Annotated in this window: 23 protein-coding genes; 9 read left to right on the top strand and 14 right to left on the bottom strand. The window is 56.3% G+C overall.

The features are described from left to right. Positions 1 to 46 precede the first annotated feature (46 nt). From RHM59_RS01400 to RHM59_RS01390, 3 genes are all read right to left on the bottom strand, one after another. A complete protein-coding gene (locus RHM59_RS01400; protein ID WP_322168678.1) occupies positions 47 to 787 on the bottom strand; it encodes an S-methyl-5'-thioinosine phosphorylase in 741 nt (246 codons plus the stop codon). 12 nt (positions 788 to 799) lie between these two features. Next, entirely contained in the window at positions 800 to 1798 is a 999-nt protein-coding gene (gene nagZ, locus RHM59_RS01395) for a beta-N-acetylhexosaminidase (protein WP_322170838.1), read from the bottom strand. A 197-nt stretch (positions 1799 to 1995) separates the two neighbouring features. Then, positions 1996 to 2700: a TetR/AcrR family transcriptional regulator gene (locus RHM59_RS01390; protein ID WP_322168675.1), complete on the bottom strand. Its 705-nt coding sequence runs from the start codon at positions 2698 to 2700 to the stop codon at positions 1996 to 1998. Between the two features lie 286 nt (positions 2701 to 2986). Here RHM59_RS01390 and lexA point away from each other — a divergent pair, with 286 nt between their 5' ends. Both lexA and sulA read left to right on the top strand, forming a co-directional pair. Then, complete coding sequence (lexA, locus tag RHM59_RS01385; protein ID WP_322168672.1) at positions 2987 to 3595, top strand: transcriptional repressor LexA; 609 nt, start codon at positions 2987 to 2989, stop codon at positions 3593 to 3595. A gap of 10 nt (positions 3596 to 3605) precedes the next feature. Further along, a complete protein-coding gene (gene sulA, locus RHM59_RS01380) occupies positions 3606 to 4079 on the top strand; it encodes an SOS-induced cell division inhibitor SulA (RefSeq protein ID WP_322168669.1) in 474 nt (157 codons plus the stop codon). A gap of 24 nt (positions 4080 to 4103) precedes the next feature. Here sulA and RHM59_RS01375 read toward each other — a convergent pair whose 3' ends face one another. From RHM59_RS01375 to RHM59_RS01345, 7 genes are all read right to left on the bottom strand, one after another. Continuing rightward, entirely contained in the window at positions 4104 to 4337 is a 234-nt protein-coding gene (locus RHM59_RS01375; protein WP_322168666.1) for a hypothetical protein, read from the bottom strand. A gap of 69 nt (positions 4338 to 4406) precedes the next feature. Then, positions 4407 to 4928, bottom strand: coding sequence for a DUF6586 family protein (locus RHM59_RS01370; protein ID WP_322168663.1), 522 nt, complete (start codon positions 4926 to 4928; stop codon positions 4407 to 4409). 158 nt (positions 4929 to 5086) lie between these two features. Further along, on the bottom strand, positions 5087 to 7699 hold the full coding sequence (gene topA, locus RHM59_RS01365; protein ID WP_322168660.1) for a type I DNA topoisomerase: 2613 nt from the start codon (positions 7697 to 7699) through the stop codon (positions 5087 to 5089). 114 nt (positions 7700 to 7813) lie between these two features. Beyond that, entirely contained in the window at positions 7814 to 8050 is a 237-nt protein-coding gene (locus RHM59_RS01360) for a DUF1653 domain-containing protein (RefSeq protein WP_322168656.1), read from the bottom strand. A gap of 125 nt (positions 8051 to 8175) precedes the next feature. Continuing rightward, entirely contained in the window at positions 8176 to 9351 is a 1176-nt protein-coding gene (gene fadA, locus RHM59_RS01355) for an acetyl-CoA C-acyltransferase FadA (RefSeq protein WP_322285774.1), read from the bottom strand. A gap of 24 nt (positions 9352 to 9375) precedes the next feature. Further along, positions 9376 to 11523 (bottom strand): fatty acid oxidation complex subunit alpha FadB, encoded by a 2148-nt coding sequence (gene fadB, locus RHM59_RS01350; protein WP_322168651.1) that lies wholly within the window; start codon positions 11521 to 11523, stop codon positions 9376 to 9378. Between the two features lie 604 nt (positions 11524 to 12127). Next, a complete protein-coding gene (locus RHM59_RS01345; RefSeq protein ID WP_322168648.1) occupies positions 12128 to 12565 on the bottom strand; it encodes a hypothetical protein in 438 nt (145 codons plus the stop codon). 97 nt (positions 12566 to 12662) lie between these two features. Between RHM59_RS01345 and RHM59_RS01340 the strand changes: the two genes are divergently transcribed. Next, positions 12663 to 13103: a universal stress protein gene (locus tag RHM59_RS01340; protein ID WP_322168645.1), complete on the top strand. Its 441-nt coding sequence runs from the start codon at positions 12663 to 12665 to the stop codon at positions 13101 to 13103. A 100-nt stretch (positions 13104 to 13203) separates the two neighbouring features. Here the strand turns inward: RHM59_RS01340 and RHM59_RS01335 are convergent, their stop codons facing one another. Further along, on the bottom strand, positions 13204 to 15114 hold the full coding sequence (locus tag RHM59_RS01335) for an ATP-binding cassette domain-containing protein (protein ID WP_322285773.1): 1911 nt from the start codon (positions 15112 to 15114) through the stop codon (positions 13204 to 13206). A gap of 224 nt (positions 15115 to 15338) precedes the next feature. On the opposite strand from RHM59_RS01335, the gene RHM59_RS01330 reads away from it, so the two are divergent. Continuing rightward, entirely contained in the window at positions 15339 to 17267 is a 1929-nt protein-coding gene (locus RHM59_RS01330; RefSeq protein WP_322168640.1) for a transglycosylase SLT domain-containing protein, read from the top strand. A 131-nt stretch (positions 17268 to 17398) separates the two neighbouring features. On the opposite strand, the gene RHM59_RS01325 is transcribed toward RHM59_RS01330, so the two are convergent. Continuing rightward, positions 17399 to 18208 (bottom strand): MOSC domain-containing protein, encoded by an 810-nt coding sequence (locus RHM59_RS01325; protein WP_322168638.1) that lies wholly within the window; start codon positions 18206 to 18208, stop codon positions 17399 to 17401. A 99-nt stretch (positions 18209 to 18307) separates the two neighbouring features. Continuing rightward, the gene (locus tag RHM59_RS01320) at positions 18308 to 19237 is read right to left on the bottom strand and encodes a chemotaxis protein CheV (protein WP_322168636.1); all 930 of its coding nucleotides are present in this window, start codon (positions 19235 to 19237) and stop codon (positions 18308 to 18310) included. Between the two features lie 484 nt (positions 19238 to 19721). Between RHM59_RS01320 and RHM59_RS01315 the strand changes: the two genes are divergently transcribed. From RHM59_RS01315 to RHM59_RS01305, 3 genes are all read left to right on the top strand, one after another. After that, entirely contained in the window at positions 19722 to 20207 is a 486-nt protein-coding gene (locus RHM59_RS01315; protein WP_322168634.1) for a hypothetical protein, read from the top strand. A gap of 210 nt (positions 20208 to 20417) precedes the next feature. After that, a complete protein-coding gene (locus RHM59_RS01310; RefSeq protein ID WP_322168632.1) occupies positions 20418 to 21308 on the top strand; it encodes a sensor histidine kinase in 891 nt (296 codons plus the stop codon). Further along, entirely contained in the window at positions 21305 to 21964 is a 660-nt protein-coding gene (locus RHM59_RS01305; RefSeq protein ID WP_322168629.1) for a response regulator transcription factor, read from the top strand. The genes RHM59_RS01310 and RHM59_RS01305 overlap by 4 nt, the downstream gene beginning before the upstream one ends. 3 nt (positions 21965 to 21967) lie before the next feature. Here RHM59_RS01305 and yegS read toward each other — a convergent pair whose 3' ends face one another. Next, positions 21968 to 22876, bottom strand: coding sequence for a lipid kinase YegS (gene yegS, locus RHM59_RS01300; protein WP_322168625.1), 909 nt, complete (start codon positions 22874 to 22876; stop codon positions 21968 to 21970). A gap of 403 nt (positions 22877 to 23279) precedes the next feature. Here yegS and RHM59_RS01295 point away from each other — a divergent pair, with 403 nt between their 5' ends. Both RHM59_RS01295 and RHM59_RS01290 read left to right on the top strand, forming a co-directional pair. Continuing rightward, positions 23280 to 24716 (top strand): undecaprenyl-phosphate glucose phosphotransferase, encoded by a 1437-nt coding sequence (locus tag RHM59_RS01295; protein WP_322285772.1) that lies wholly within the window; start codon positions 23280 to 23282, stop codon positions 24714 to 24716. Continuing rightward, a complete protein-coding gene (locus RHM59_RS01290; protein ID WP_322168620.1) occupies positions 24716 to 26173 on the top strand; it encodes a mannose-1-phosphate guanylyltransferase/mannose-6-phosphate isomerase in 1458 nt (485 codons plus the stop codon). Before RHM59_RS01295 ends, RHM59_RS01290 begins: the two co-directional genes overlap by 1 nt. Positions 26174 to 26415 lie beyond the last annotated feature (242 nt).

The raw sequence follows: 26415 nt of genomic DNA, 5'->3' as shown, positions 1-26415 counted from the left end.
CACTAGACCGCCTCGCCAACAAGTTGGCTACAGAGTGTTGCGGTACTCAATCAGCCGCCAACACTCGGGCCAATGTCGCTTTAACCTTGCCCATTCCGTCGTGTAATGCCTGTTCGATTTCCGCCATGGTAATCACCGCCGAAGATTTTCCCGCAGCAGGGTTAACCACCAACGCCAAACACGCGTAAGCCAGGTCGATCTCACGAGCCAATGCAGCCTCGGGCATACCGGTCATGCCGACGATATCGCACCCGTCGCGCTCCAGACGAACAATCTCCGCCACGGTTTCCAAGCGCGGGCCCTGGGTGCAGGCATACACGCCTTGATCGCTGTAATCACAGCCTTCAGCAGCCAGCGCAGCGATCAGCCGGGCGCGCAGCTCTTCGCTGTAGGGGTAGCTGAAATCGATGTGGGTCACGTGCTCCAAGTCATCGGCGAAGTACGTGTGTTCACGGCCGCTGGTGTAATCAATCAACTGGTGGGGTACGCAAAAGTGACCGGTGCCCATCGCCGGGTGAATTCCGCCGACCGCATTGACCGCCAAAATCGCCTGCGCTCCGGCCTGTTTCAAGGCCCAGAGATTGGCGCGGTAGTTCACTTGATGCGGGGGGAAGCGATGGGGATGCCCGTGGCGCGCGAGAAACAATACTTCGCGCCCGGCGTAGTCACCAACCTGAATCTCGCCAGAAGGCAGGCCGTAAGGCGTGTTCATGGGCAAAGACTGACGGATGTTAAGTCCTTCCAGCTGGGTCAGGCCGGTACCGCCGATAATCGCGTAAACAGTCATGGGAAAAGTCCTTTAATCGATCAGTTGGGCAGCGCGCAATGCTTCAAGCGCTGCCAGCCAGCGCGGGTGCTGACGGTATTCAGTGGTGGCATAGGCCTGCCCGCGCATCCGCGCGATTCGCAGCGATGGCGTGACCTTCATCCGCTGCACCGCGCTGAGGGCCAGTTCAGCCGCCACACGATCGTTACACACCAAACCCATGTCACACCCTGCCGAAAGCGCCGCTTCGATACGACTCGCCGCGTCCCCAACTACATGGGCGCCGGCCATGGACAGGTCATCACTGAAGATCACGCCATCGAACTTCAATTCGCCACGCAAGATATCTTGCAGCCAAAGGCGGGAAAAGCCCGCGGGCTGTGAATCAACCTGTGGGTAAATCACATGAGCGGGCATCACTGCCGCCAGTTGCTTGCTCAGCCTGGCAAACGGCACCAGGTCGTTGGCCCGAATCTCATCCAGGCTGCGTTCGTCGGTCGGTATCGCGACATGGGAATCGGCCTCAGCCCAACCGTGGCCAGGGAAGTGTTTACCGGTGGCGGCCATGCCAGCGGCGTTCATCCCTCGAATAAACGCCCCCGCCAGCAAGGCTACGCGCTCGGGATCACCGTCGAACGAGCGGCTGCCCACGACCGCACTGCGCTGATAATCCAAGTCCAGAACCGGCGCAAAACTCAGGTCCAGCCCCACCGCCAGGACTTCAGTCGCCATCAACCATCCGCAATGCTCGGCCAGTGCTTCTGCATTCGGGTTGTCGGCAATCGCCCGCATCGCTGGCAAGCGGACAAAGCCCTGACGCAAACGCTGCACGCGCCCGCCTTCTTGATCCACCGCGATCAGCACGTCCGGTCGAACGGCTCGGATCGCCGCGCTCAGCTCCCGAACTTGACGAGGATGCTCGATGTTGCGGGCAAAAATGATCAAACCACCCACTTCGGGCTGACGCAGTAGCTGACGATCTTCAGCGGTCAGCCACGTACCGGCGACATCGACCATCAACGAGCCTTGCAGGCCTGAACTCATCATGAAAATTCCTTAACTCAACACTGCCAAGCCCTGCAAGGGCGCGGCATCAAGCACAGTGGAGACAGCCAGACGCGCAACTCGTTGAGGACAAACGAGTGGGCGAGGGAGACATGGATAAACCGAGGGGTACGCATAAGCGGCTAGCTTAGCGGATGAAGGCCGTCACGCCCACCCGTCACCCGCTAAACCTTGGCGGCTACCGGGCTTTTGCTGCGAGGCTTGAGCTGTGCTGAAACCATCGCATCGTCGGTGACACCGGTTTCGGCGCGCATGCCAGCTGCCAGGAACGGCACCATCAGTCGCATCACCTGTTCGATAGAGGTGTTCACGCCGAAATCCGTTTCGGCAATGGCGCGCAAAGCTTTGATCCCGGACATGCTGAAGGCTGCCGCCCCGAGCATAAAATGCACACGCCAGAACAGCTCGATCGGGGGAATGCGCGGTGCGGCTTCGTTGACCAACAGCATGTAGCGCCGGAAGACTTTGCCGTACATGTCTTCAAGGTAACGCCGCAAGTGGCCTTGGCTCTGGCTGAACGCGAGACCGAGCAAACGCATGAATATAGAAAGATCGTTGTTGCTGCGAGGCTGGACTGCCAAGGCTTGCTCGACAAGGATTTCCAGCAGCTCTTCCAGCGTAGGTTTGTGTTCGGGCTTGGTCTGACGGCGCTCCAGCTCACGGTCCAGGCTGACGCAGAAAGGCCCGAGAAAGCGCGAGAACACCGCTTGAATCAAGGCCTTCTTCGAACCGAAGTGATAATTCACGGCCGCCAAATTGACGGATGCTTTGCTGGTAATCAACCGCAGCGAAGTTTCGGCAAAGCCTTTCTCCGCAAACAACTGCTCAGCAGCATCAAGGATGCGTTCTACTGTTTCCGACTGGGCCATGATCTTCGCCTGACAAACACTTGTTTGAAACATACGTTTCAAGCGGGCTGTTTGTCAACCCTGTCCGTTCATTTTCTGGCTGGGCAGTCACGCTTGTATTCAACCATACAACATTGCTTAGACAGCATACGAACCGGGGCCTAAGGGCTTAGCGGAACCGGTGACCGCAGCGAGTCTTTGGTTACTTGGTAGAGACCGTCCAGCGGTCAGGATAAAAAGGACGATTGCCAAGACGCAATCACTGTATATAATCCCAGTCACTGTATAAAAAGCCAGAGCGATCAACATGCTGAAACTGACGCCACGCCAAGCCGAAATTCTGGGTTTCATCAAACGCTGCCTTGAAGACCACGGCTATCCACCGACCCGTGCGGAAATCGCTCAGGAACTCGGCTTTAAATCGCCCAACGCAGCGGAAGAACACCTCAAGGCGCTAGCCCGCAAGGGCGCCATCGAGATGACCCCTGGTGCTTCCCGAGGCATTCGAATTCCGGGCTTTGAAGCCAAATCAGAAGAAAGCAGCCTGCCCATTATCGGTCGCGTCGCTGCTGGTGCCCCGATCCTTGCGCAGCAACATATTGAAGAGTCCTGCAACATCAACCCGGCCTTTTTCCACCCCGCTGCCGACTATCTGTTACGCGTCCACGGCATGAGCATGAAAGACGTCGGCATTTTCGACGGTGATCTGATTGCCGTGCACACCTGCCGCGAAGCGCGTAACGGGCAGATCGTGGTCGCTCGGATAGGCGACGAAGTAACGGTAAAACGTTTCAAGCGAGAAGGCAGCAAGGTCTGGCTGATTGCCGAAAACCCTGATTTCGCCCCTATCGAAGTGAACCTTAAAGATCAGGAGTTGGTGATCGAAGGTTTGAGCGTCGGCGTCATTCGCCGCTAAAGGAGACGTTATGCAGTTCCACCAAGCCCCACAGCATGCTCAATTACCACTGTTCGAGGCATTTATGGCACAGCCCATCGCCCCGCTGCTTACAGATGTGGTCGAAACGCCCTGGAATACAGCGCCAGAAGCTTTTAGTGAACTGTCGTTGCGCGGCGCGGCCGGGAACTGCCTCAACCTTTTGGCGCCCATTCTGCGGGAATTGAGTCAGGATCAGGATGCGCGATGGCTAACGCTGATTGCACCCCCGTCTAGCCTGACTCAGGCCTGGCTGCGTGACGCGGGGCTCAACCGAGAGCGGATTCTACTGCTTCAACCGCGTGGCATTCAAAGCGCACTGCAGTTGACGTGTGAAGCCCTGCGCTTGGGCCGCAGCCACACAGTGGTTAGCTGGATCAATCCGATCAATGGCGTGGGACGCCAACAACTGATCAGTGCGGCCAGGATCGGCGATGCGCAAAGTTTGAATATTCGACTGGGCTGATTATCAGCCCGCAACTACCCGCGATCAGTGGAGAATCCGCGGGCCATTGTGTTTATCGAGGTCACCTTCCGCGAGACGCCCGGCCATCTGCACGCCAACACTCAGCATCGCTTTAGCAATTTCTACGTGCTGTCCCTGCAAGAACGCTTTTGCATCTGCAGAAAAATCCAACGTAACCAAAGACCCTTCGTCCTCGGCGCGGCGCAACTCAATGCGACCGTCAGGCAACTCGACAATTTCTAAAAAAGACGTTGGCATAACGACTGCTCCCCACGAAAGGGCGGCATTGTATCAGCCACTCGACTCAAGCCCTAGCCCATCGATCACTCAGCATTCACTGAGCCCTTCGCGAAAACGAACCGTCAGACCCTTGAGCTGCTGACGCCAGTCTTCCATTTCCGTGCGAGTCAAGGCAGGAGCAGGCTCGTCACCTAGGCTGATGGCAATGATAGACGGCTGAGTCACGTCACCCTTTGGCTTCTTCGGTGCCCGAGGCGGCTGGAACAGCGCGTTATACGCCGCCAACAACTGAGCCAGCCAGGTTTGCGAATGCTGAGCCAGTTCGATCAGTTCTGCCATTTCAGGAATCGCAACGGCGCTCAACACCTCCTGCGTCAGCAACATTTCTGCCCGGGGTGCATTGGCCTGAGGCAAACGATAGAAACCGGCGATTTCATGGCAAAGGCCCAGCAAGGCGCCATACAAATGAAACAACGCACATTCGCGCTCGGACTGGATCAGCGCCTGTGCATTCATGGCGCGGCTGTCTTCAGCTTTGCCAAGCGCTTCCAGGGCGAGCCCAGCGAAATAGATTTTCTGGTTGGTGCGGGTATAAAGCTCATGGGCCATGGCGCGACTCTCCATAACAAACAGTTTTAGCCATCAAAAACAATTTTAGAACAGCTGGACTCAAAGCAAATCTGGCTCGCGCAATACGCATTATGCGTACCGGGCGAGCCAGCATCCGACAACTGAAAGCACCCGACCCAGCGGTCAGGCGCACATCATCAACGTTTGTCTTCGACCTTCCAGGCCTTACCGTCGTAGAACGCACGCCAGCCTGTCGGCTTGCCTTCCACTTCAGTCTGCACATATTGCTCTTTGGTTTTGCGGCTGTAACGTATCACCGCTGGGTGCCCGTCCGGATCCTTCTTCGGCGCGTCGCAGAGGAAGTGATACTTGGGGTCGATTTCGTCCCGGTGAGGAACAATCTCGATCACCAGTGGCGCACGGGTCTCGCGATTTTTCGGGAACTGACTGGCGGCCAGGAACAAACCTGAAGCACCGTCACGCAAGATATAGGTGTCGGTGACCTTCTCGCACTTTAGCTCAGGCATCTTCACCGGGTCCATTTTCGGCCCGGCCGCTTCACCGCTTTTCAGCAGTTTGCGGGTGTTTTTGCACTCGGGGTTGGTGCAGCCGAAGAACTTGCCGAAACGACCGGTCTTGAGCTGCATCTCGCTGCCGCACTTGTCACATTCCAGGCTCGGGCCTTCATAGCCCTTGATCCGGTAGGTGCCCTCTTCAACTTCATAACCCACGCAATCAGGGTTATTTCCGCAAATGTGCAGCTTGTGTTTCTCGTCCAGCAGGTAAGCGTCCATCGCCGTGCTGCAGATGTGGCAACGGTGCTTGCCACGCAATACACGGGATTCAGACTCGCCTTCATCGTCCTCGGCGATTTCATCGCCTGGCGTCAGATTGACCGTTGCCTTGCAGCGCTCTTTCGGCGGCAGGCTGTAACCGGAACAACCGAGGAACACGCCGGTGGAGGCGGTACGGATTTGCATCGGGCGACCGCACACCTTACAGGCGATATCGGTCATCACCGGTTGGTTGGCGCGCATGCCGCTGTCGGCAGCCTCGGCCACTTCAAGTTTTTTCTTGAAGTCACCGTAGAACTCGTCGAGGACGTTTTTCCAGTCGCGCTGACCTTGAGCGACGTCATCGAGGTTCTCTTCCATGCCGGCGGTAAAACCGTAGTCCATGAGATTGGAAAAGCTTTCAGACAGGCGCCCGGTAACGATGTCGCCCATTTTTTCGGAATAGAAGCGGCGGTTATGCAGCGCCACGTAGCCTCGATCCTGAATAGTTGAAATGATCGCGGCGTAGGTCGATGGACGGCCAATTCCGCGTTTTTCCATTTCTTTGACCAAACTCGCTTCGGAGTAACGCGCAGGCGGCTTGGTGAAGTGCTGGGTCGGGTCAATCTTGTTGAGCTTGAGGTTGTCGCCCTGCCCCATGTCGGGCAACACATCGTCGTCGCCCGGCTTGGCCATCTGCGGCAGAACGCGGGTGTAACCGTCGAACTTGAGGATGCGGCCCTTGGCCCGCAACTCGAAGGTCCCAGCGGCGACACTGACGGTAGTCGACAGGTATTGCGCCGGAGGCATCTGGCAGGCAACGAATTGGCGCCAGATAAGCTCATAGAGGCGCTCAGCGTCACGCTCCATCCCCGTCAGCTTGCTAGGGTGGGTGTTGACGTCTGAAGGACGAATCGCTTCGTGAGCCTCTTGTGCGCCTTCTTTGCTGCTGTAGACGTTTGGCGCCTCCGGCAGGTATTTCTTGCCGAACTCGGTTTCGATGTAAGCGCGAGCCATGGTCACGGCATCGACCGACAGATTAGTCGAGTCGGTACGCATGTAGGTGATGTAACCCGCTTCGTACAAGCGCTGGGCCATCATCATGGTTTTCTTCACGCCATAGCCCAGGCGGTTGCTGGCGGCCTGTTGCAATGTGGACGTGATGAACGGCGCCGACGGTTTGCTGCTGGTCGGCTTATCTTCGCGCTTGACGATGCTGTAGCTGGAAGCCTTGAGCTTCTCCAGCGCGGCCATGGCGGTGGTTTCGTTCAGCGGTTTGAACGCTTCGCCGTTTTCACGAGCGACTTCGAAACGCACGTTTGCGCCCTTGGCGGTGCCGAGGTCTGCGTGGATTTCCCAATATTCTTCGGGGTTGAACGCGCGGATTTCCCGTTCGCGTTCCACCACCAGCTTCACCGCAACCGATTGAACGCGACCTGCCGACAGGCCACGGGCAACTTTCTGCCAGAGCAGCGGCGAGACCATGTAACCCACGACGCGGTCGAGGAATCGACGTGCTTGTTGCGCATTGACCCGATCAATATCCAATTCGCCCGGTTTAGAGAAGGCTTCCTGGATTGCTTTCTTGGTGATCTCGTTGAACACCACACGCTTGTAGCGGCTGTCATCACCACCGATGGCTTCGCGCAGGTGCCAGGCAATGGCTTCCCCCTCGCGATCCAAGTCGGTTGCGAGATAGATGATGTCAGCATCTTTGGCAAGCCGGCGCAGCTCTTCGATCACTTTCTCTTTACCAGGAAGGATCTCGTACTTGGCTTTCCAGCCGTGATCAGGATCGACACCCATCCGCGACACAAGCTGGCGCTTGGCCTTTTCTTTAGGTGTCAGGACAGGCCCCTCGCCCACAGCAGCCTTGCCGCGCTTGGCAGCAGGCTCTTTGCTGGCGCTAGCCGAACCGCTGGTGGGCAAGTCTCGGATATGGCCGATACTCGACTTCACCACGTACTGGTTACCCAAGTACTTGTTGATGGTCTTGGCCTTAGCCGGGGATTCCACGATGACCAGCGATTTGCCCATGGATCAGAAAATTCCTGAATTTAGAAATGAAAGGCGCTTGGTGCCCTGTTGAGGCACCGCTATATATAGTGGCAATAAGGCGAGGTCAAGCACAGGCTATTGCGCGATCTCTACTCAAGGCCTTGAAAACAGGCTCGGTTCGGCTTGAACCAAAGCAAAGCGTGGCACCTGTTCGCCGTCAACTTCGACGGACTCCAGGAACATGCTCAAGGGACGTACCCAAAGGCCGTAATCGCCATAGAGCGCTTGATAGAACACCACTTCTTCTTCGGTTTCGGAGTTTCGGGCGATGCTGAATACGCGGTACTCAGGGCCCTTGTAATGGCGATAGAGTCCAGGCTGTAACTGCATACTGCGGCCCTCGAAAATGAAACTCGAAAATAAATTATTTTAAAATGCAACTTTTTGCAAAAAACCAACTTTTTAGAAAAACAAAAGCCGGGGCACTTGGCCCCGGCTTCCCATCTGAGGAACCGTTAAACGCGTTCGAAGACGGTGGCAATGCCCTGACCGAGGCCAATGCACATGGTCGCAACGCCAAGGTTCCCGCCATTCTGTTTCATGACGTTCAGTAACGTACCGGAGATACGAGCACCAGAACACCCAAATGGATGGCCAAGAGCGATAGCGCCGCCGTGCAGGTTAACCTTCTCGTTCATCTTGTCGAGCACTTTCAAATCTTTCAGCACTGGCAGGGCCTGTGCGGCGAAAGCTTCGTTAAGCTCGAAGAAGTCGATATCAGTAATATTAAGGCCTGCACGCTTCAAGGCTTTTTGGGTCGCTGGCACCGGACCATAGCCCATGATTGCAGGGTCCACACCGGCCACCGCCATCGAGCGAATCACCGCCATCGGCTGAATACCGAGGTCGTGAGCACGCTGTGCCGACATGACAATCATGCACGATGCACCGTCGGTGATTTGCGAGGAGGTGCCCGCCGTTACCGTACCGCCTTTAGGGTTGAAGGCCGGTTTCAAGGCGGCCAGGCTTTCCAATGTTGTATCCGGACGAATGGTTTCGTCGTAGTCGAACATTTTCAGGAAGCCATTCTCGTCATACCCGTGCATCGGGATAATTTCGTCTTTGAACTTACCTTCGATCGTTGCCTTGTAGGCCAACTGATGCGAACGCAGACCAAAAGCATCCTGGGCTTCGCGGGTGATGCCGTGCATTTTACCGAGCATCTCTGCAGTCAGCCCCATCATCCCCGACGCCTTGGCAGCGTACAGCGACATGTGCGGGTTCGGATCTACACCGTGCATCATGCTGACGTGGCCCATGTGTTCGACACCGCCGACCACGAACACATCGCCGTTACCGGTCATGATCGCTTGCGCGGCAGTGTGCAGCGCACTCATGGACGAACCACACAGGCGGCTGACCGTCTGCGCAGCGGCGGTGTGCGGAATCTGAGTCAGCAGTGACGTCATGCGGGCGATGTTCCAGCCCTGTTCCAGGGTCTGGTTTACACAACCCCAGATCACGTCTTCAACTTCCGCAGGGTCAACCTTGACGTTGCGCTCCAGCAATTTGCTGATCAGGTGCGCGGACATATCTTCAGCGCGGGTATTACGGTGCATGCCACCCTTGGAGCGGCCCATCGGGGTGCGACCGAAGTCAACAATCACGACGTCTCTCGAATTCAAGCTCATAAATTCCTCTCTGTCGTTGGGCGCTTAACCGAAGAAGCTTTGGCCATTTTCGGCCATCTCACGCAGCTTCGCGGTCGGGTGGTACAAGGCGCCCAGATCAGCATATTTGTCAGCCAGGGCAACGAATTCGGCCACACCAACGGAGTCGATGTATCGCAGCGCACCGCCACGGAAAGGAGGGAAACCGATGCCGTAGATCAAGCCCATATCGGCTTCGGCAGCAGTGTCAACGATGCCGTCTTCCAGGCAACGAACCGTTTCCAAGCACAGCGGAATCATCAACCAGTTGATAATGTCGTCGTCGGACACTTCGCGTTGTTCGTAGACAATCGGCTTAAGGACTTCAAGCACAGCGGCATCCGTGACTTTCTTCGGCTTGCCTTTCTTGTCCATTTCGTACGCGTAGAAACCCTTGCCGTTTTTCTGGCCCAGACGATTGGCTTCGTAAAGCACGTCTACCGCCGAACGACGGTCGTCCTTCATGCGATCAGGGAAACCTTCAGCCATCACGTCGCGACCGTGGTGACCGGTGTCGATACCGACCACGTCCATCAGGTACGCCGGGCCCATTGGCCAGCCGAATTTTTCCATCACCTTGTCGATACGGACGAAATCCACGCCGGCGCTGACCAGTTTGGCGAAACCGCCGAAGTACGGGAACAGCACACGGTTGACCAGGAAGCCTGGGCAGTCATTGACCACGATCGGGTTTTTACCGATTTTCTTGGCGTAGGCCACAGCGGTTGCTACTGCTACTTCGCTGGACTTCTCGCCACGAATGACTTCCACCAGCGGCATCATGTGCACTGGGTTGAAGAAGTGCATGCCGACGAAGTTTTCCGGACGCTTTAGGGCTTTGGCCAACAGACTGATAGAGATGGTCGAAGTATTCGACGCCAGAATCGTATCGTCTTTAACTTGACCTTCTACTTCGGCCAGTACCGCTTGCTTGATCTTTGGGTTCTCGACCACGGCTTCAACCACGAAGTCGACGGTGCCGAAATCGCCGTAGGAAAGCGTAGGACGAATCGCGTTTAGCGCGACGGCCATCTTCGCCGAGGTCAAACGACCTTTGTCGACACGATTGCCCAACAGCTTGGACGCTTCGTTCAGACCCAATTGAATGGCGTCTTCGCGAATATCCTTCATCAGGATCGGCGTGCCTTTGACGGCCGACTGATAGGCAATGCCGCCGCCCATGATCCCGGCGCCGAGTACGGCGGCCTGTTTCACGTCTTTTGCGACCTCATCGTAGATCTTGGCTTTTTTCTTCAGTTCCTGATCGTTCAGGAACAGGCCGATCAAGCTCTGCGCAGCCGAGGTCTTGGCCATTTTGACGAAGCCGGCGGCTTCGATTTCCAGCGCCTTGTCACGGCCAAAGTTGGCGGCTTTCTGGATAGACTTGATCGCCTCAACCGGTGCTGGGTAGTTCGGGCCAGCCTGCCCCGCAACGAAACCCTTAGCCGTTTCGAACGCCATCATCTGTTCAATAGCGTTGAGCTTGAGCTTGTCCAGCTTAGGCTGACGCCTGGCCTTGTGATCGAACTCGCCGGAAATAGCGCGTTTGATCAAATCCAGCGCAGCTTCGGCCAACTTCTCTGGCGCAACAACCGCATCGACCGCGCCGACTTTCAGCGCGTCTTCAGCACGGTTTTCCTTGCCTGAAGCGATCCACTCGATGGCGTTATCGGCGCCAATAAGGCGCGGCAAACGAACGGTGCCGCCGAAACCGGGGTACAAGCCCAGTTTGACTTCAGGCAAACCGACTTTGGCGCTGCTCGACATGACACGGAAGTCAGCCGCCAAGCACATTTCAAAACCGCCGCCTAGCGCGATTCCATTGATGGCTACGACGGTTGGAACACCGAGGTCTTCGAAATCGCTGAAGATCTTGTTGGCTTCGAGGTTGCCAGCCACCAGCTCAGCATCCGGCAACTTGAAGTTCTCGACGAACTCGGTGATGTCGGCGCCGACGATGAAAACGTCTTTGCCACTGCTGACGATCACACCTTTGATCGAACCATCAGCCTTGATGCTATCTACGGCCTGACGCAGTTCGTTTAGGGTTAGACGGTTGAACTTGTTGACGGACTCACCCTTGAGATCGAACTTCAGTTCGACGATGCCACTTTCAAGGGCCTTAACCGTGATGGCTTTACCTTCGTAAATCATCAACTGATCTCCACGATATGGAAGCTGAACAATACGCGCTGGACGCTAGAGGCTGACGTAAACACGGCTTACGCCGTTGCTACTACCAACCGCCTAGGCACACCCGCCGACGCGATACTCGGGATTCTGTAAGAGCTTTCTCGATGCAAACGCTCATTTCATACGCCCGTTTGATTTGGGTGTGGACACCATCACGGAAATCCTGGCAATTGTCAATTCCGCAAAATGCCGGTGAATGCAGCGAAATATCGACACGCCAGTAACCAACGCCACATCAGCCGCAGGTTTGATACGGAACGGATGTAGGAATATTCGCTGGAATAATAATTCGCAGACTCACGCGACTGCCGCACCCAATCGGGGCAATTCAACCGGGCACGGATAAAAAAGAGGCACTATCGCGACAAACCCCGCAGGAAGGTCTACATTCAGCGCACTGACGAATCAGCCCTATGAAAACGGGCTTCAGGTTCGTGACGACAAGTCCGCCCCCGCGTTGCGCAAGGGGTCGCTGCAGATTATCCGGCCTGCCTGGCCAACCCTGGCCCGATGTTGTTGTCGGGCTTTTTATTGCCTGCCTTTCGCTGAAAGCGTATTCGTGGCGTTAAGCCAACGCTCTGAGCGCCGCAGAAATTCGCTGCAATATTTCGGGCTCGCCGCGCTCAGCCCAATACAGGGAAATGAGCTGTTGGCCCGCTTCGACCTTGAAAACGTCGGAGGGCAGCAGACAAAACTGCGCCATCAATGATGCGTTGTCACAGGGTTCGCGCCATTGATTTAGCCAGACGCCCGGCTCGGCTTGCCAGTAAACCCAGCACGCCGGCTCTTTGCGGCTGCGCGGTAGGTGATATTGCGCACAAGGGCTGGGCGGTTCAGTAGGCAGCCAATGCGGCCAATCTTGAGGCGCGAGCTGCATCCCCAAACCGATACGACGCGCCTCCATGCGCAAGGCCATTCTTCCACTTTGCCGGCGTGAAGGTCGCAACCAAGCTAAAGGGCTCAAAATCAGCGCAAGTATTGACAGCACTATCCAGACCGTCATAGTTCTTTCCCAGAAATAACCATCATTTAATAGCGCACATGGTTGTGCGCGAAAGAGCCATACTCAAGGCTATCGTAATCCTCAAGGGGTACTCCTCATGCCGTACGAACATATCTTGGTCGCTATCGACCTTACTGAAGAGTGCGATCCCGTTATTCGCCGAGCGCGTGAATTGGCGGTCAGCAACCACGCCAAGCTCTCACTGGTGCACATCGTTGAGCCCATGGCGATGGCGTTTGGCGGCGACGTGCCCATGGACCTGTCGCAACTGCAGCAACAGCAATTTGATCAAGCCAAAGAAAAGCTCGAAGCCTTGAAATTGAAGTATCCGGAAGTGAGCATCGGCGACGCCCATCTGACTTACGGCCAGCCTCGTCAGGAAATTCATCAGCTGGCCAAAGCGCAAAACTGCGATTTGATCGTTGTCGGCAGCCATGGCAGGCACGGCCTGGCCTTGCTGCTGGGCTCCACGGCTAACGACGTTCTTCACGGCGCGCCATGCGACGTACTGGCTGTGCGCTTGAAAGTGCAGAGCTGACAAATCTGTAGAAGCCAGCTTGTTAGCGAGGCGGTATAGGCGGTGTGTCTGGCACACCGCGTAATCTTTCGCCAACACGCTGGCCGCTACAAATCAACGATCACGCGTCCAGCTCAGCCCAACGTTCCAGCAAGGTGTCGAGCTGCGCTTGCAGGTTTTCCAGTTGCGCCAGCACCGCAGCCGATTGCTCGGCAGGCCGCTGATAGAAACCGGCATCGGCCATTTCAGCGTTCAACGAAGCCATTTGCGCTTCAACGTCGTCGATCTGCTCAGGCAACGCTTCCAGCTCGCGCTGGAGCTTGTAGCTGAGTTTTTTCTTGGCAACCGGCATGTCCTGAGCGGCAACCGGGGTTGCCGCAACGGCAGCGGTAGCCAGTTCAGCTTTACCGGACTTGTTCTCGGTAACGCCCAACAGACGTGGCGAACCACCCTGACGCAACCAGTCCTGATACCCACCGACGTACTCACGAACCTTGCCTTCGCCTTCAAACACCAAGGTACTGGTCACCACGTTGTCGAGGAATGCCCGGTCGTGACTGACCATCAGCACGGTGCCTTTAAACGTCAGCAGAACCTCTTCAAGCAGCTCAAGGGTCTCCACGTCCAAGTCGTTGGTCGGTTCGTCAAGGACCAGCAGGTTGGCTGGTTTGCTGAACAGTTTTGCCAGCAACAGACGAGCACGTTCACCGCCGGACAACGCCTTCACCGGTGTACGCGCACGTTGGGGGCTAAACAGGAAATCACCCAGATAGCTCAGCACGTGACGGCTCTGACCATCGATATCGATGAAGTCGCGACCTTCGGCCACGTTGTCGATAACGGTTTTTTCCAGATCGAGCTGGTGACGTAACTGATCGAAATAAGCCACGTCCAGGCGTGTACCCACCTCAACCGAACCGCTACTTGGCTGCAGGCTGTCGAGCATCAACTTGAGCAAGGTGGTCTTGCCGGTACCGTTGGCACCCAACAGACCAATACGGTCTTCGCGCTGCAAGACCATGGAGAAGTCTTTGATCAGGAACGGACCGCCTGGGTGAGCAAAGCTGACGTTATCCAGAACCATCACTTGCTTACCGGATTTATCGGCCGTATCGAGTTGGATATTGGCCTTGCCGGTGCGCTCGCGACGCTCGCCACGCTCTACACGTAATTCTTTCAGAGCACGTACGCGGCCTTCGTTACGCGTGCGACGGGCTTTGATGCCCTGGCGAATCCAGACTTCTTCTTGGGCAAGACGCTTGTCGAACAAGGCGTTGGCAGTATCTTCGGCCGCCAACTGGGCTTCTTTGTGCACCAGGAAACTGGCGTAATCGCCGTTCCAGTCGATCAAGCCGCCACGGTCCAACTCAAGAATCCGGGTGGCCAGGTTCTGCAGGAATGCCCGGTCGTGCGTGATGAACAGAACCGCGCCCTGAAAACCAAGCAGGGCCTCTTCGAGCCAGGCGATTGCGCCAATGTCCAAGTGGTTGGTTGGTTCGTCGAGCAACAGCAGATCCGGCTCGGATACCAAGGCCTGGGCCAGCAGCACCCGGCGACGCCAGCCACCCGAAAGCTCAGCCAGGGTTTTGTCGGCCGGTAATTGCAAGCGGCTCAGCGTACTGTCGACCAATTGCTGCAAGCGCCAGCCGTCACGGGCTTCGAGGTCTTGCTGAACGTGCATCAGCTTGTCCAGGTCCTCGGCGGTGACGATGTTCTGGCTCAGGTGGTGATATTCGGCAAGCAGTGCGCCGACGCCGTCCAGGCCTTCGGCAACCACGTCGAACACAGTCCGCCCGTCTGCTTCCGGCAACTCTTGCGGCAGTTCGCCGATTTTCAGGCCCGGCGCGCGCCACACAGCGCCGTCATCCGGCTTCTGAATGCCTTTAACCAGTTTCAACATACTGGACTTGCCGGTGCCGTTGCGGCCGATGATGCACACCCGCTCACCACGGGCGATCTGCCAGGACACCTTGTCCAACAACGGCATAGCGCCGAAAGCAAGGGACACATCGCTGAATTTGAGCAGGGTCATGATCTTCTCCAAAAACTGGGGGCGCATTCTACCTGAGATACCCGCCGCATGTTGGCATTCAATAACAATCAAACAGGCGCCATTGGCCCTCGTTGCGCTGAGACGCTGATGAATATCCAACAACATCGAGCCTATTGCCCCGCAAGCACCGGCAATGCTTTCACCCGGAGTAGGCAAGGGCTAAGCTAACGGAACTTTTATCGTTTCCTCTGCACGGAAGTCTCATGCGCAGTCGTTTGCTCGGCCTTTTATCCTGTCTGCTTGTCTCTGCCACCGCCGCCCAATTTGCTCAGGCTGGGGACATTATCCAACAGCGTCAGTATTACGATGAAGCAAAACGGGCATTGGCCAAAGGCGATACCGGGCCTTATATGCGTTACAGCGAAGCGCTTGCCGACTACCCGCTGGAACCGTATCTGGAATATGACGAACTGACCGCTCGCCTCAAAACTGCCAGCAACCAAGAGATTGAAAAATTTCTCGCGCAGCACGGTGACCTGCCCCAAGCCAACTGGATGAAGTTGCGCTGGCTGCGCTGGCTGGCCGATCGCGGCGACTGGCAGCCCTTCGTCAAGTATTACGACCCCAAGCTCAATTTCGTTGAGCTGGACTGCCTGTATGGCCAATACCAACTGAGCCATAACCTGCGCTCCGAAGGCTACGCCAACGCCGAAAAACTCTGGATGACCAGCAAGACTTTGCCAGCCTCGTGTGACGGTTTGTTCGCGCGCTGGGCAGCGGAAGGTCAGTTAACCGAAGAGAAACGCTGGAAACGCGCAAAACTAGCCGCGTCGGCGCGCAATTACAGCCTGGCCACGACCCTGGTCGACAGCCTCGTGACCCTCGCCCCCCAAGGCCGACTACTGATCGCGGTCGCACAGAAGCCCGAGTTGCTCAACGACCCTTCGCGCTTCCGGCCGGTCGATGAGGCCATGTCGGACGTGGTGGGCCTCGGCTTGCGTCGTTTGGCCAGGAAAGACCCACAGAAGGCCTTGGAGATGCTGGACAGCTACTCCTTAACCATGCACTTCTCCCGTGACGAGCAAGTAGCGATTGCCAAGGAAATCGGCCTTACGTTAGCGCGCAGCTTCGACGGTCGTGCCTTGGAAGTGATGACCAAATACGACCCGGACCTGCGCGACGACACCGTCACCGAGTGGCGCCTGCGTTTATTGTTGCGACTTGGCCGTTGGGACGATGCGTACCAACTGACCCGCCGACTGCCTCAGGACCTCGCCACAACCAACCGCTGGCGCTACTGGAAAGCGCGCTCACTGGAACTGTCCCAGCCCAACAATCCGCTGGTGCCTTCACTCTACAAAGCCGTTTCCAAAGAGCGTGACTTCTACGGTTTTCTTGCCGCCGACCGCACACAAACTGCGTATCAGTTGAATAATCACCCGCTGATGCTCAGCCAGCAGATCATCAATAAGGTGCGCAACACCCCTGGCGTGCGTCGAGCGTTGGAATTTCATGATCGCGGCGAAGTCGTCGACGGCCGACGCGAGTGGTATTACGTCAGCCGCTTGTTCAATCGCGATGAGATGGTTGCCCAAGCGAAGCTCGCCTACGACATGCATTGGTACTTTCCAGCCATCCGCACCATCAGTCAGGCGCAGTATTGGGATGACCTGGACATCCGCTTCCCGATGGCTCACCGCGACACTCTGGTGCGCGAAGCCAATGTGCGTGGCTTGCATTCCAGCTGGGTATTCGCCATTACTCGCCAGGAAAGTGCATTCATGGACGATGCCCGCTCCGGCGTTGGCGCCAGCGGCCTGATGCAGTTGATGCCAGCGACTGCCCGAGATACCGCGCGTAAATTCAGCATCCCGCTGGCATCACCGCAGCAAGTGCTTGACCCCGATAAAAACATCCAACTGGGCGCCGCGTACCTGAGCCAAGTGCACAGCCAGTTCAACGGCAATCGCGTGCTGGCCTCGGCCGCCTACAACGCTGGCCCGGCGCGTGTTCGTCAGTGGCTCAAAGGTGCAAATCACCTGGCGTTTGACGTTTGGGTTGAAAGCATCCCGTTCGACGAAACCCGTCAGTACGTCGAGAACGTGCTGTCTTATTCGGTCATTTACGGAGCAAAACTCAACTCGCCGCAACCGCTGGTGGATTGGCATGAACGGTTTTTTGATGATTTGTAAGCAGTACGCGGCGCATCTGTAGGAGCCAACAAGTTGGCTCCTACAGAGGACTGCGAATCACTGTGGGACCGAATTCATTCGGGAAGGCTTCAGCCCTGACACATCGGACGCTGGGGCCTCTCTACAGATCTTTACTCCAACACCGTGACCGGCATCCCAACCTCAAGGGTGCCGGGCCCGTCATTGACCATGTTCTGCCCAAACCATATGTCCCCGTCCCGTTCACGGTAGGTTTTCAGGGTCGCCATAGGTTCGCGGTCCGGCGAGCGTTCGCCGGTCTTTGGATCGAGGGTGGTCAATATGCAGCGGGTGCAGCCTTTGAGCAGGCGAAATTCGATGTCGCCGATGCGGATACGTTTCCAACCATCTTCAGCGAACGCCTCGCTGCCCTCCACTACCAGATTCGGTCGAAAGCGCAGCATTTCCAGTGGCCGTCCGACCTTGGCCGACAGGTCATCAAGGGACGCTTGGCCAATCAACAGCAACGGAAAGCCATCGGTGAAACCCACTTTATCCTCAACCGTGCCGTAACCGCTGGGCAGCCAGCGCGCACGCTCGGCCGGGACATGCACCATGCGCGTCGGCCGCCCCATGAACGCGGTAAGCCAGTGTGCGGCAGCATCGCCAGCGTCTGGCACACGCAAGGTGTCACGCCAGATGGTCACGCCAAGCAATGAACTCTCGGTAACTTCCGGTACGGGAACATCAAGCGCTGCGAGGCCTGGCGCACTTAAGGTCAAGCCACCCGTTGCGCTCCATAACGCCGACAATTGCGACATTTGTGGCATGGCCCGCTGGGTGAAAAAACGTCCGGTGCCCTCCTCTACCAGCATCCAGCGACGATCACCGGTCAACCCCAACCCGTCGAACGCTGCTTGCTGGAGCGGCTCGGCAATGCCGGACTTGAGTGGGTATCGATAAAGGGCGCTGAGGCGCAGCATGGTCGGTTTTCCTGAATGCGAAAAAAACCAACTTATACGAGTTGCCGGCGCCCTCGACAACCCCCCTTGCTGAGCCTCAACTCAAATCAGCAGCCGTAATCAGCTCTGATCGAGCATCAAACGCTCACGCACCACGTCAACCAATTTATCCGGCTGGAATTTGGAGAGGAAGTTGTCGCAGCCAACCTTTTTCACCATGGACTCGTTGAAACTGCCCGACAACGAGGTGTGTAACACGACATACAGTTTGCGCAAGCGCGGATCGCTGCGAATCTCGGTGGTCAACCGATAGCCATCCATTTCTGGCATTTCGGCATCGGTGAAAATCATCAACAACTTGTCAGTCATCACTTCGCCGGAGTCCGCCCAGCCTTTGAGCATGTTCAGCGCCTTGAGGCCGTCACGAGCCACGTGCATCTTTACCCCGAGCTGAGACAACGTCTCGCGCAGCTGGGACAGCGCAACGTTCGAGTCATCCACCAACAACACTTCGCGGCCACGGGCTAGCTCTAACACTGGGTCCAACAGCTTTTCGCGAGAAACTTTTGCGTTGTAGGGCACGATCTCGGCGAGGACTTTTTCCACGTCGATGATTTCCACCAACTGGTCATCGACCTTGCTGATAGCCGTCAGATAATGCTGACGACCCGCACTGGCAGGCGGCGGCAGAATCGCTTCCCAGTTCATGTTGACGATACGGTCTACGCCACCGACGAGAAATGCCTGCACTGAGCGATTGTACTCAGTGACGATAATGGTGCTGTTTGGCCCTGGAATCAGTGGGCGCATGCCGATGGCCTGGGACAAATCGATTACCGGCAATGTCTGTCCACGCAAGTTGACCACACCACAAACAAAGGGATGACGCTGCGGCATCAATGTCAGCTTGGGCAGTTGCAGCACCTCTTGAACCTTGAACACGTTAATCGCAAATAACTGCCGACCCGCCAGGCGGAACATCAGGATTTCCAGGCGATTCTCACCCACCAGCTGCGTACGTTGATCTACCGTGTCGAGAATGCCGGCCATTATGACTCCTGGAGGTGGTTCAAGTATTAGAGCGCTTCGTAGTGTATCGGCTGAAGCAGGCGAGACCTTAATATCTGGAAGTATGGCACGGAGCCATTGATATCATATTAATATTAAGGGAAACCCTTAGCCGTCATCAGGCCCAACCTGATATTCGCCCTGTGTAATAGACATTAATGTGACGTTATTCTCATTGCATGAACGGAGTCAGGCTTGTGTCGGCTATAACGCGGCCCAAATCAAGCAATACCAGACGCCTTATTGCCTCTCTCGGGCGCCGAGCAGGCCGTGCCGCCATTGGCAGTGAAGGGGCGCCCCGAGCCCCTATAAGAAGGTCGTACAGACAACAGATCGAATCGGTCGATACAGTTCAAAAACAAAACTCGGAAACGGCCTACAGACTTCCGTTTGATTTCAACATTAACTTGAGGCCACTCGCCAAGCGAGATTTACGTTCGCTGACCAAGAGCTGTGGAGATAAAGCATGTTGAAGGACAAAGAGTGGCAACATTCGCTTCCTGATTTTTTGACAGGAGCCCAAACGCTTCTTACCAAATCGGACGAGTGCCTGAGTCACCTCGAACTGTTTACTAACGATAAGGACGCTATCGAATGCTTGCTTGGCACCTTACTGACCCTCGCCCATAAGGCCGACGCGCTCGGCCTCGACGGTATCACTGATTTTTCCCTGCGAATTAATCGCCTGTTAAGCCTCGCTTATCCGCATATCAGCCTGCAGGGTGACACGCTGCGAGCGCTAAAGAACTGCTTCACCCTCCTGGCCTGGCAACTGGAACTAATCGATGCCGACACCGGGCTTTTGCTCCTTGATGACAGCGAACAAGTGGAGTTGCTATACGCCTTTGCAACCATCGCTGGGCTCGAACATGAACTGGCGAGTCTAATGCCCAGCGCGACGTGGTCGACGCCTTTGGCGCTTCGATTAAACGTCATAGCACACAGGCACTGATTCATCAGGCTTCGCCGACCCTGAAAGGCTAACAAAGCATCTTGGGGTCGCGCATAGACTTTCAAGGCGCTACGCTGATCACCTGCTCTGACGCCCTGCCAACTAGTGGCATTGCGTCAGCGCACTCATTTGCATACTTCCCAACCCGAAATTGACTTAATAACAATCCAATCGGGTTATCCGCAGCAAACATCAAACGGCTCCTGCGCTATGTACGCCAGCATCAAATCACTCAAATTTCGGCCGCTGAGCAAGAACACTGCTCGTTGGTTGACCGTCGTGCTCTGCGGGGGGTTGATTGCGGGCAATGTCGCCGTTTATTTCACGGCAATGGCCTTGCCGCCTGAACTGTTGGCGCTAAACCTGGCCACTGTCGCCAGCGTCTGGTATGTCCAGCGCCGGTCGGGTGACTCGATCAACTTTCAGCCGCAAGAACTGGCTGAACGCATGCTCGAAGTTCAAGAAACCGAACGTCATCGACTTAGCCGGGAACTGCATGACGACATTGGGCAGATGCTCACCGCCGCCAAACTGCAAACCGACGTGCTGCAACGTCATATGCCCGCGCAGCTGAATAAGCAGTTTTCAACGTTATGCACCACCCTGGATGAAACGCTGGCGAAGGTGCGCGATGTGTCGGCCATTCTCAATCCCCGCCAACTGACCAGTCTTGGACTGGAAGCCAGCTTGCGTGAGCATCTGTTGCGCACGCTGGGTAATACGGCGGTGCATTGGAGTCTAGAGTGTCATCAACGCCTGGCAGGTATCTCGGAAGAGGTCGCGGTTGCGGCGTTTCGGATCACCCAGGAGGCCGTGACAAATATGCTGCGCCATGCTGCGGCAACAAATCTGCTGGTGCGTCTGCAGCGCTCACCGGAAGGATTGTCACTGCACATAACCGATGACGGCACAGGCTTTCTGCCCGCAGAAAACCCGGGGCAACAAGGTCAACGCGGCATGGCGGGCATGGCAGAGCGGATGGCGCTGCTGAGCGGCACGCTGACGGTCCAAAGCCACCCCGGCAAAGGTACTCACATCGAAGCGCTTTTTCCTTGGGCGCCCCGCGTTCGTGAACGCGCCAATACAAGCAGCGGCTCATGACCTGCAACCTGCTTCTGGTCGATGACCACGCGCTTATCAGGGCCGGAGTGCGCGCGCTGATTGCGGAATTTCCAGGCTACGCCGTGATTGGCGAAGCCAACGACGGCTCGCAACTACTTGAACTGGCGCGTCAGTTGCGGCCGGACATCATTCTTCTGGATATTTCCATGAAGGACACCAACGGCTTGGATGCTCTGGAACAGTTGCTCAGCGAGCTACCCTTGAGCAAGGTGCTGATCTTGTCGATGCACACCGACCCACAGATGATCATGCGAGCACTGGAGAGAGGTGCCCATGGTTACTTGCTCAAAGACGCCACCGGCACCGAACTTGAACAGGCCTTGGCGGCATTGCTTAATAACGAGCGCTACCTGAGTCCTGCCATCGCCCACGCCGTTATCAATCAAGCGCTCATCAGCGCGCACGCGCACCGCCCCGACAGCGTTGACCCGCACAATTTGACCAGTCGCCAGCTGGAAATCCTTCGCCTGATCGTACGCGGCAAATCCACCCGAGAAATCGCCGGAGGTCTTGGTCTGAGCATTAAGACGATAGAAACCCATCGTGCGCAAATCATGAAGCGTTTGCAGATATTCGACGTCGCAGGCTTGGTGCTGTTCTGCGTGCGTGAGCGAATCATAAGTCTCGACGACTGAGGGTCAAACATCGCTCAACAACGGCGAATGCTCGGGCAAATGCACCCGCAACGCCCCTGGACGAATGGAAAAACGCAGGCTTTCGCCACTCAACGGCTCACCGTCAAGATTGATGTCCAATCCCCGAGTTGATTTGAGTTCGACCCACGGCAACCGTGCGCGGATGAACATATTGTCAATTCCCAGCCCCCCGTCGAGCAATCCTTTTAGGGTGCTCACGACGTCCTGAGGTGCAGGCAAAATACTGATATCCAGCAGGCCGTCATCCGCCAGGGCCGTCGGGCACAATACATGCCCACCTCCCGCTTGACGCCCGTTGCCAATACCCAATGCCAACAGGTCGCCACTCCAATGAAAATCAGGCCCGGTCAACTCACCGTAGGCAGCCCGCAACTCACTGAAGCGTGACAAACCGGTAAATAAATACGCCGCGCCACCCAAGACTTTCTTCAGGTCTTCAGACGTATTGGCTGTCACCTGGCTACCAAAACCACCGGTTGCCATATTTAAAAACAACTGCCCGTCGACATCACCCACGTCCACCTCACGAGCAGGCAACTCAAGCAAATCCAACGCCGATTTGGCCGCTAATGGCACACCGGCCGCACGCGCAAAATCATTGGCGGTTCCCATGGGCAACAGCGCCAAGCTGACTTCATGTGGATACTGAGCATCCGCCAATACCAAGGCTTGGGCGATTTCACGCAGCGTTCCGTCGCCACCGCCGGCAATGATTATTCGATAACCCGTCGCCAGCGCCTCGTTCACCAGACGCTGAGCATCCCCCCCTTCCCAGGTCACTCTCACCTCAAGCTGCCAGCCCTCCTCGCGTTTGGCCCCGACAGCGGCGCGGACTTCTTCGTTGAGCGCTTGCTTGCCGTGCAATATCAGAAGTGCCATGCGTTGCGTCATTCAGATTCCCTCCAAGCAGGCTGCAGACGTGCAAACCACTGTCCTTGCGAAGACTGTGACCGCACGGCAGCTGAAAAAAATCCGGTTCTGTGGATAAATTTTCAGTGACGGCATCGGTTTTGACGGCGGGCACTGTTTCATAGGCTTAACGCTCAAAAACAGACCACTCACTTGGATAGCATCAGTGACAATCGCCTCACATTTGTCACCTTTTTGAAGATAATTTCAATTTTTTGAAAAATTCCGATTGAAAAGAAATGAACGGCCATGGTTTATTCGACAAAATATTGGCTTTCATGGAAAGAAATCGCGCAAAAGTCATTTTATTGACTTTCCGATAAATACCGGCCGTTGTGCTGTGAAATCCGGCAACGGTTCATGCCGTAAAGGGGTAAGGAGTTTTATGCGCTTGCGACCGGTTAATAGTCTTTTGCTGACCCGCACTAGCCTCGTCGAATACTTCTTATTCGGCGTGCGCGTGATGCACGGTGTCACTTGTATATTGCCAGGGATGTTGATTTTGGCGTTCTGGCAAAATGACTACCCTGTTGCGCTGAAGAGCTATGTCGCCGTGCTGATGTTTTTCGGATTTATCAGCGTGCTGATCTTCCAAGCCATCGGGGTGTACTCAGAAACTATTTTCAGCAACCTGCTGCGCTTTCGCCTGACACTGTTTGCCTGGTCTTCGGCATTTTGTTTGTTGCTGTTCATGCATCAGGCGCTCTCACTGCTCAGCTACATCACCGACGTCCAGTTGGTGCTCTGGTTCGCGACTAGCTTCATGCTGTTTGGCGTTGAACGGTTGTTGGTGCTGATGGCGTTCCAGCGCTTGATGCAAAAAGGCTTCTTTCTGCAAAAGGCGATAATTCTTGGCGCAACAGAAAATGGCCAGCGGCTGGCGCAATACCTCGAACAGAATCAAGACATTCGATCCGGGGTTTCCGGGTTCATCGACGACCGCATAGGGCGTATGCCCGAGACCGTAGCGAATCTGCCGCTGATAGGAAACTCGGGCGACCTTGAACGGCTGATTCGCGAAGAAAAAGTCACGCAGGTGCTGGTCGCCTTGCCCTGGTCCGCAGAAAACCGCATGGACTACATCATTCGCGAACTGCGCAGGCTACCGGTCAATGTACTGTTAGTGCCAGACATGGTCGCCTTTCGCCACGCCCACAACCGAATCACCGAAGTCGCCAACCTACCGATGTTTAACGCATCCGATGTGCCGTTAAACGGTTGGTCGCCGTTCTTCAAACGCCTTGAAGACATGCTCTTGTCGAGCATCGCGCTGCTAGTGGTTGCGCCAGTCATGGTAATGGTTGCAATCGCGATCAAGCTCGACTCTCGCGGCCCGGTGCTGTTCCGACAAAAACGCTACGGTTATAACAACCGCCTGATTGAAGTCTGCAAGTTTCGCTCAATGCATCAACACCAAGCCGATGCAAACGCTGAAATCCAAACCATTCGGGGTGACGCCAGAATCACGCGCGTTGGGCGATTTATCCGCAAAACCAGCCTGGACGAACTTCCGCAGTTGTTCAACGTCCTGGCGGGGAGCATGTCGATGGTGGGTCCAAGACCCCACGCCACTGCAACCAAGGCCGCCGGCATCCTGTTTGAAGAAGCCGTCAAGGAATACACCTCCCGTCACAGGGTCAAGCCCGGCATTACGGGCTTGGCACAAATCAACGGCTACCGGGGGGAAACGGACACCTTGGAGAAGATCGAGAAACGCGTCGAGTTCGATCTTGAGTACATAGAAAACTGGTCGGTGTGGTTCGATTTATACATCCTTTTGCGTACTGTTCCGGCAGTGCTCTTCACTCGTGAGGCTTATTAATGAGCATCCTCATTCCTTGCATCATCGCTGGCGGCGCCGGCACCCGTTTGTGGCCGGTGTCTCGCGAGGCCATGCCCAAGCCATTCATGCGTCTGCCCGATGGCGAGAGCTTGTTGCAGAAGACCTTCGTCCGCGCCTGCGAGTTGCCGGAGGTTGATCGGATTGTCACCGTGACCAACCGCGACGTGTATTTCCGGACAGTGGATGACTATCGGCAACTGAACAAAACCCACGCGAAACTGGATTTCATTCTCGAACCGTTCGGGCGCAATACTGCGGCGGCCATCGCCTGCGCGGCTCTGCATGTCGCCCGACTGTATGGCGAAGATGCGCACTTACTGGTACTGCCCGCCGATCACCTGATCAAGGATGTAAACGCCTTTGCCGAAGCCGTTGCTGTGGCCAGGCAACTGGCAGACAAAGGCTGGATCGCCACGTTCGGCATTGTCCCAACCAAGGCCGAAACCGGCTTCGGCTACATCGAAAAGGGCCAGATGCTGAACGATTCGGCCTATCAGGTGGCGCGTTTTATCGAAAAGCCCAACGCCGCGACCGCTCAAGACTATCTGGATGGCGGCCTTCATTTGTGGAACGGCGGCATGTTCTGCATGCGCGCTGACACCCTGCTGAGGGAGCTTCAGGAACATGCACCTGACGTATTGAACAGCGTCCGCGCCTGCTTGGAGCAAAGCCCAAACAAGGAAGGCAATCACGAACTGCAAGTGGAATTGGACAGTGAGCTGTTTGCGCTGACGCCGGATATTTCAATCGATTACGCGGTCATGGAACCTTCGCAGAACATCGCTGTGGTGCCCTGCCAGCTTGGCTGGAGCGACATTGGGTCATGGCAGGCGATGCGCGAATTGAGCCCGGCCGATGACAATGGCAACCAATGCAATGGCCAGACCGTGCTCCAGGACGTGACCAATTGCTACATCGACTCGCCGCGACGGCTGGTGGGCGGCATCGGGCTGGACGACTTGATCATCATTGACACGCCGGACGCCTTGTTGATCGTCGACGCAAAGCGTAGTCAAGATGTCAGCATTATTGCCAAGGAACTCAAACGCCAAGGTCATGATGCCTACCGACTGCACCGCGCTGTCACTCGCCCGTGGGGCACCTACACCATCCTCGAAGAGGGCAAACGGTTCAAAATCAAACGCATCGTCGTTCGGCCGCAAGCGTCGCTGTCATTGCAAATGCACCACCACCGCAGTGAGCATTGGATCGTCGTCAGCGGCATGGCGCTGGTCACCAATGGTGAAAGCGAATTCCTGCTCGACACCAACGAATCGACCTTCATAAAACCGGGTCGCACCCACCGTTTGGTCAACCCTGGGGTCATCGACCTTGTGATGATTGAAGTGCAAAGCGGCGAATACCTGGGCGAAGACGATATCGTGCGCTTCACTGATATCTACGGCCGCGTGCCTGTGGAGATCGCCAAGCCCTGACCCCGCCCACCATAGGGGGCGGATAGCCCTCTGTAGGAGCCAACGTGTTGGCGAAGGTCCTTCGCCTTCGGCTCCTAAAGCATGTGTGCATCGCCAACATCTGTGGGACCGAATTTATTCGGGAAGGCTTCCGTCCTGACACCCTGCAACCTCAAACCACACAAAGTGCCACCCAGTTTGCTGCGCGACAGCGCGGCGTCGAAGACGTGGCGGACCCTCCTACAGATTTAGCGGGTGTCGGA

This window comes from Pseudomonas sp. MH10, assembly GCF_034353045.1.
In the GTDB taxonomy this organism is placed as follows: Bacteria; Pseudomonadota; Gammaproteobacteria; order Pseudomonadales; family Pseudomonadaceae; genus Aquipseudomonas.
This window is presented reverse-complemented; position numbering and strand designations above follow the sequence as displayed.

What these genes read in the sequence shown, in the direction of transcription:
- yegS (WP_322168625.1), bottom strand. Translation starts at nt 22,876, where the DNA reads ATGACGCAACGCATGGCACTTCTGATATTGCACGGCAAGCAAGCGCTC.
- RHM59_RS01295 (WP_322285772.1), top strand. Translation starts at nt 23,280, where the DNA reads ATGCGCTTGCGACCGGTTAATAGTCTTTTGCTGACCCGCACTAGCCTC.
- RHM59_RS01340 (WP_322168645.1), top strand. Translation starts at nt 12,663, where the DNA reads ATGCCGTACGAACATATCTTGGTCGCTATCGACCTTACTGAAGAGTGC.
- RHM59_RS01320 (WP_322168636.1), bottom strand. Translation starts at nt 19,237, where the DNA reads ATGGCCGGCATTCTCGACACGGTAGATCAACGTACGCAGCTGGTGGGT.
- fadA (WP_322285774.1), bottom strand. Translation starts at nt 9,351, where the DNA reads ATGAGCTTGAATTCGAGAGACGTCGTGATTGTTGACTTCGGTCGCACC.
- fadB (WP_322168651.1), bottom strand. Translation starts at nt 11,523, where the DNA reads ATGATTTACGAAGGTAAAGCCATCACGGTTAAGGCCCTTGAAAGTGGC.
- lexA (WP_322168672.1), top strand. Translation starts at nt 2,987, where the DNA reads ATGCTGAAACTGACGCCACGCCAAGCCGAAATTCTGGGTTTCATCAAA.
- RHM59_RS01310 (WP_322168632.1), top strand. Translation starts at nt 20,418, where the DNA reads ATGTACGCCAGCATCAAATCACTCAAATTTCGGCCGCTGAGCAAGAAC.
- topA (WP_322168660.1), bottom strand. Translation starts at nt 7,699, where the DNA reads ATGGGCAAATCGCTGGTCATCGTGGAATCCCCGGCTAAGGCCAAGACC.
- RHM59_RS01330 (WP_322168640.1), top strand. Translation starts at nt 15,339, where the DNA reads ATGCGCAGTCGTTTGCTCGGCCTTTTATCCTGTCTGCTTGTCTCTGCC.
- RHM59_RS01400 (WP_322168678.1), bottom strand. Translation starts at nt 787, where the DNA reads ATGACTGTTTACGCGATTATCGGCGGTACCGGCCTGACCCAGCTGGAA.
- RHM59_RS01360 (WP_322168656.1), bottom strand. Translation starts at nt 8,050, where the DNA reads ATGCAGTTACAGCCTGGACTCTATCGCCATTACAAGGGCCCTGAGTAC.
- RHM59_RS01375 (WP_322168666.1), bottom strand. Translation starts at nt 4,337, where the DNA reads ATGCCAACGTCTTTTTTAGAAATTGTCGAGTTGCCTGACGGTCGCATT.
- RHM59_RS01335 (WP_322285773.1), bottom strand. Translation starts at nt 15,114, where the DNA reads ATGACCCTGCTCAAATTCAGCGATGTGTCCCTTGCTTTCGGCGCTATG.
- RHM59_RS01345 (WP_322168648.1), bottom strand. Translation starts at nt 12,565, where the DNA reads ATGACGGTCTGGATAGTGCTGTCAATACTTGCGCTGATTTTGAGCCCT.
- RHM59_RS01305 (WP_322168629.1), top strand. Translation starts at nt 21,305, where the DNA reads ATGACCTGCAACCTGCTTCTGGTCGATGACCACGCGCTTATCAGGGCC.
- RHM59_RS01370 (WP_322168663.1), bottom strand. Translation starts at nt 4,928, where the DNA reads ATGGCCCATGAGCTTTATACCCGCACCAACCAGAAAATCTATTTCGCT.
- RHM59_RS01315 (WP_322168634.1), top strand. Translation starts at nt 19,722, where the DNA reads ATGTTGAAGGACAAAGAGTGGCAACATTCGCTTCCTGATTTTTTGACA.
- RHM59_RS01290 (WP_322168620.1), top strand. Translation starts at nt 24,716, where the DNA reads ATGAGCATCCTCATTCCTTGCATCATCGCTGGCGGCGCCGGCACCCGT.
- RHM59_RS01390 (WP_322168675.1), bottom strand. Translation starts at nt 2,700, where the DNA reads ATGGCCCAGTCGGAAACAGTAGAACGCATCCTTGATGCTGCTGAGCAG.
- RHM59_RS01325 (WP_322168638.1), bottom strand. Translation starts at nt 18,208, where the DNA reads ATGCTGCGCCTCAGCGCCCTTTATCGATACCCACTCAAGTCCGGCATT.
- sulA (WP_322168669.1), top strand. Translation starts at nt 3,606, where the DNA reads ATGCAGTTCCACCAAGCCCCACAGCATGCTCAATTACCACTGTTCGAG.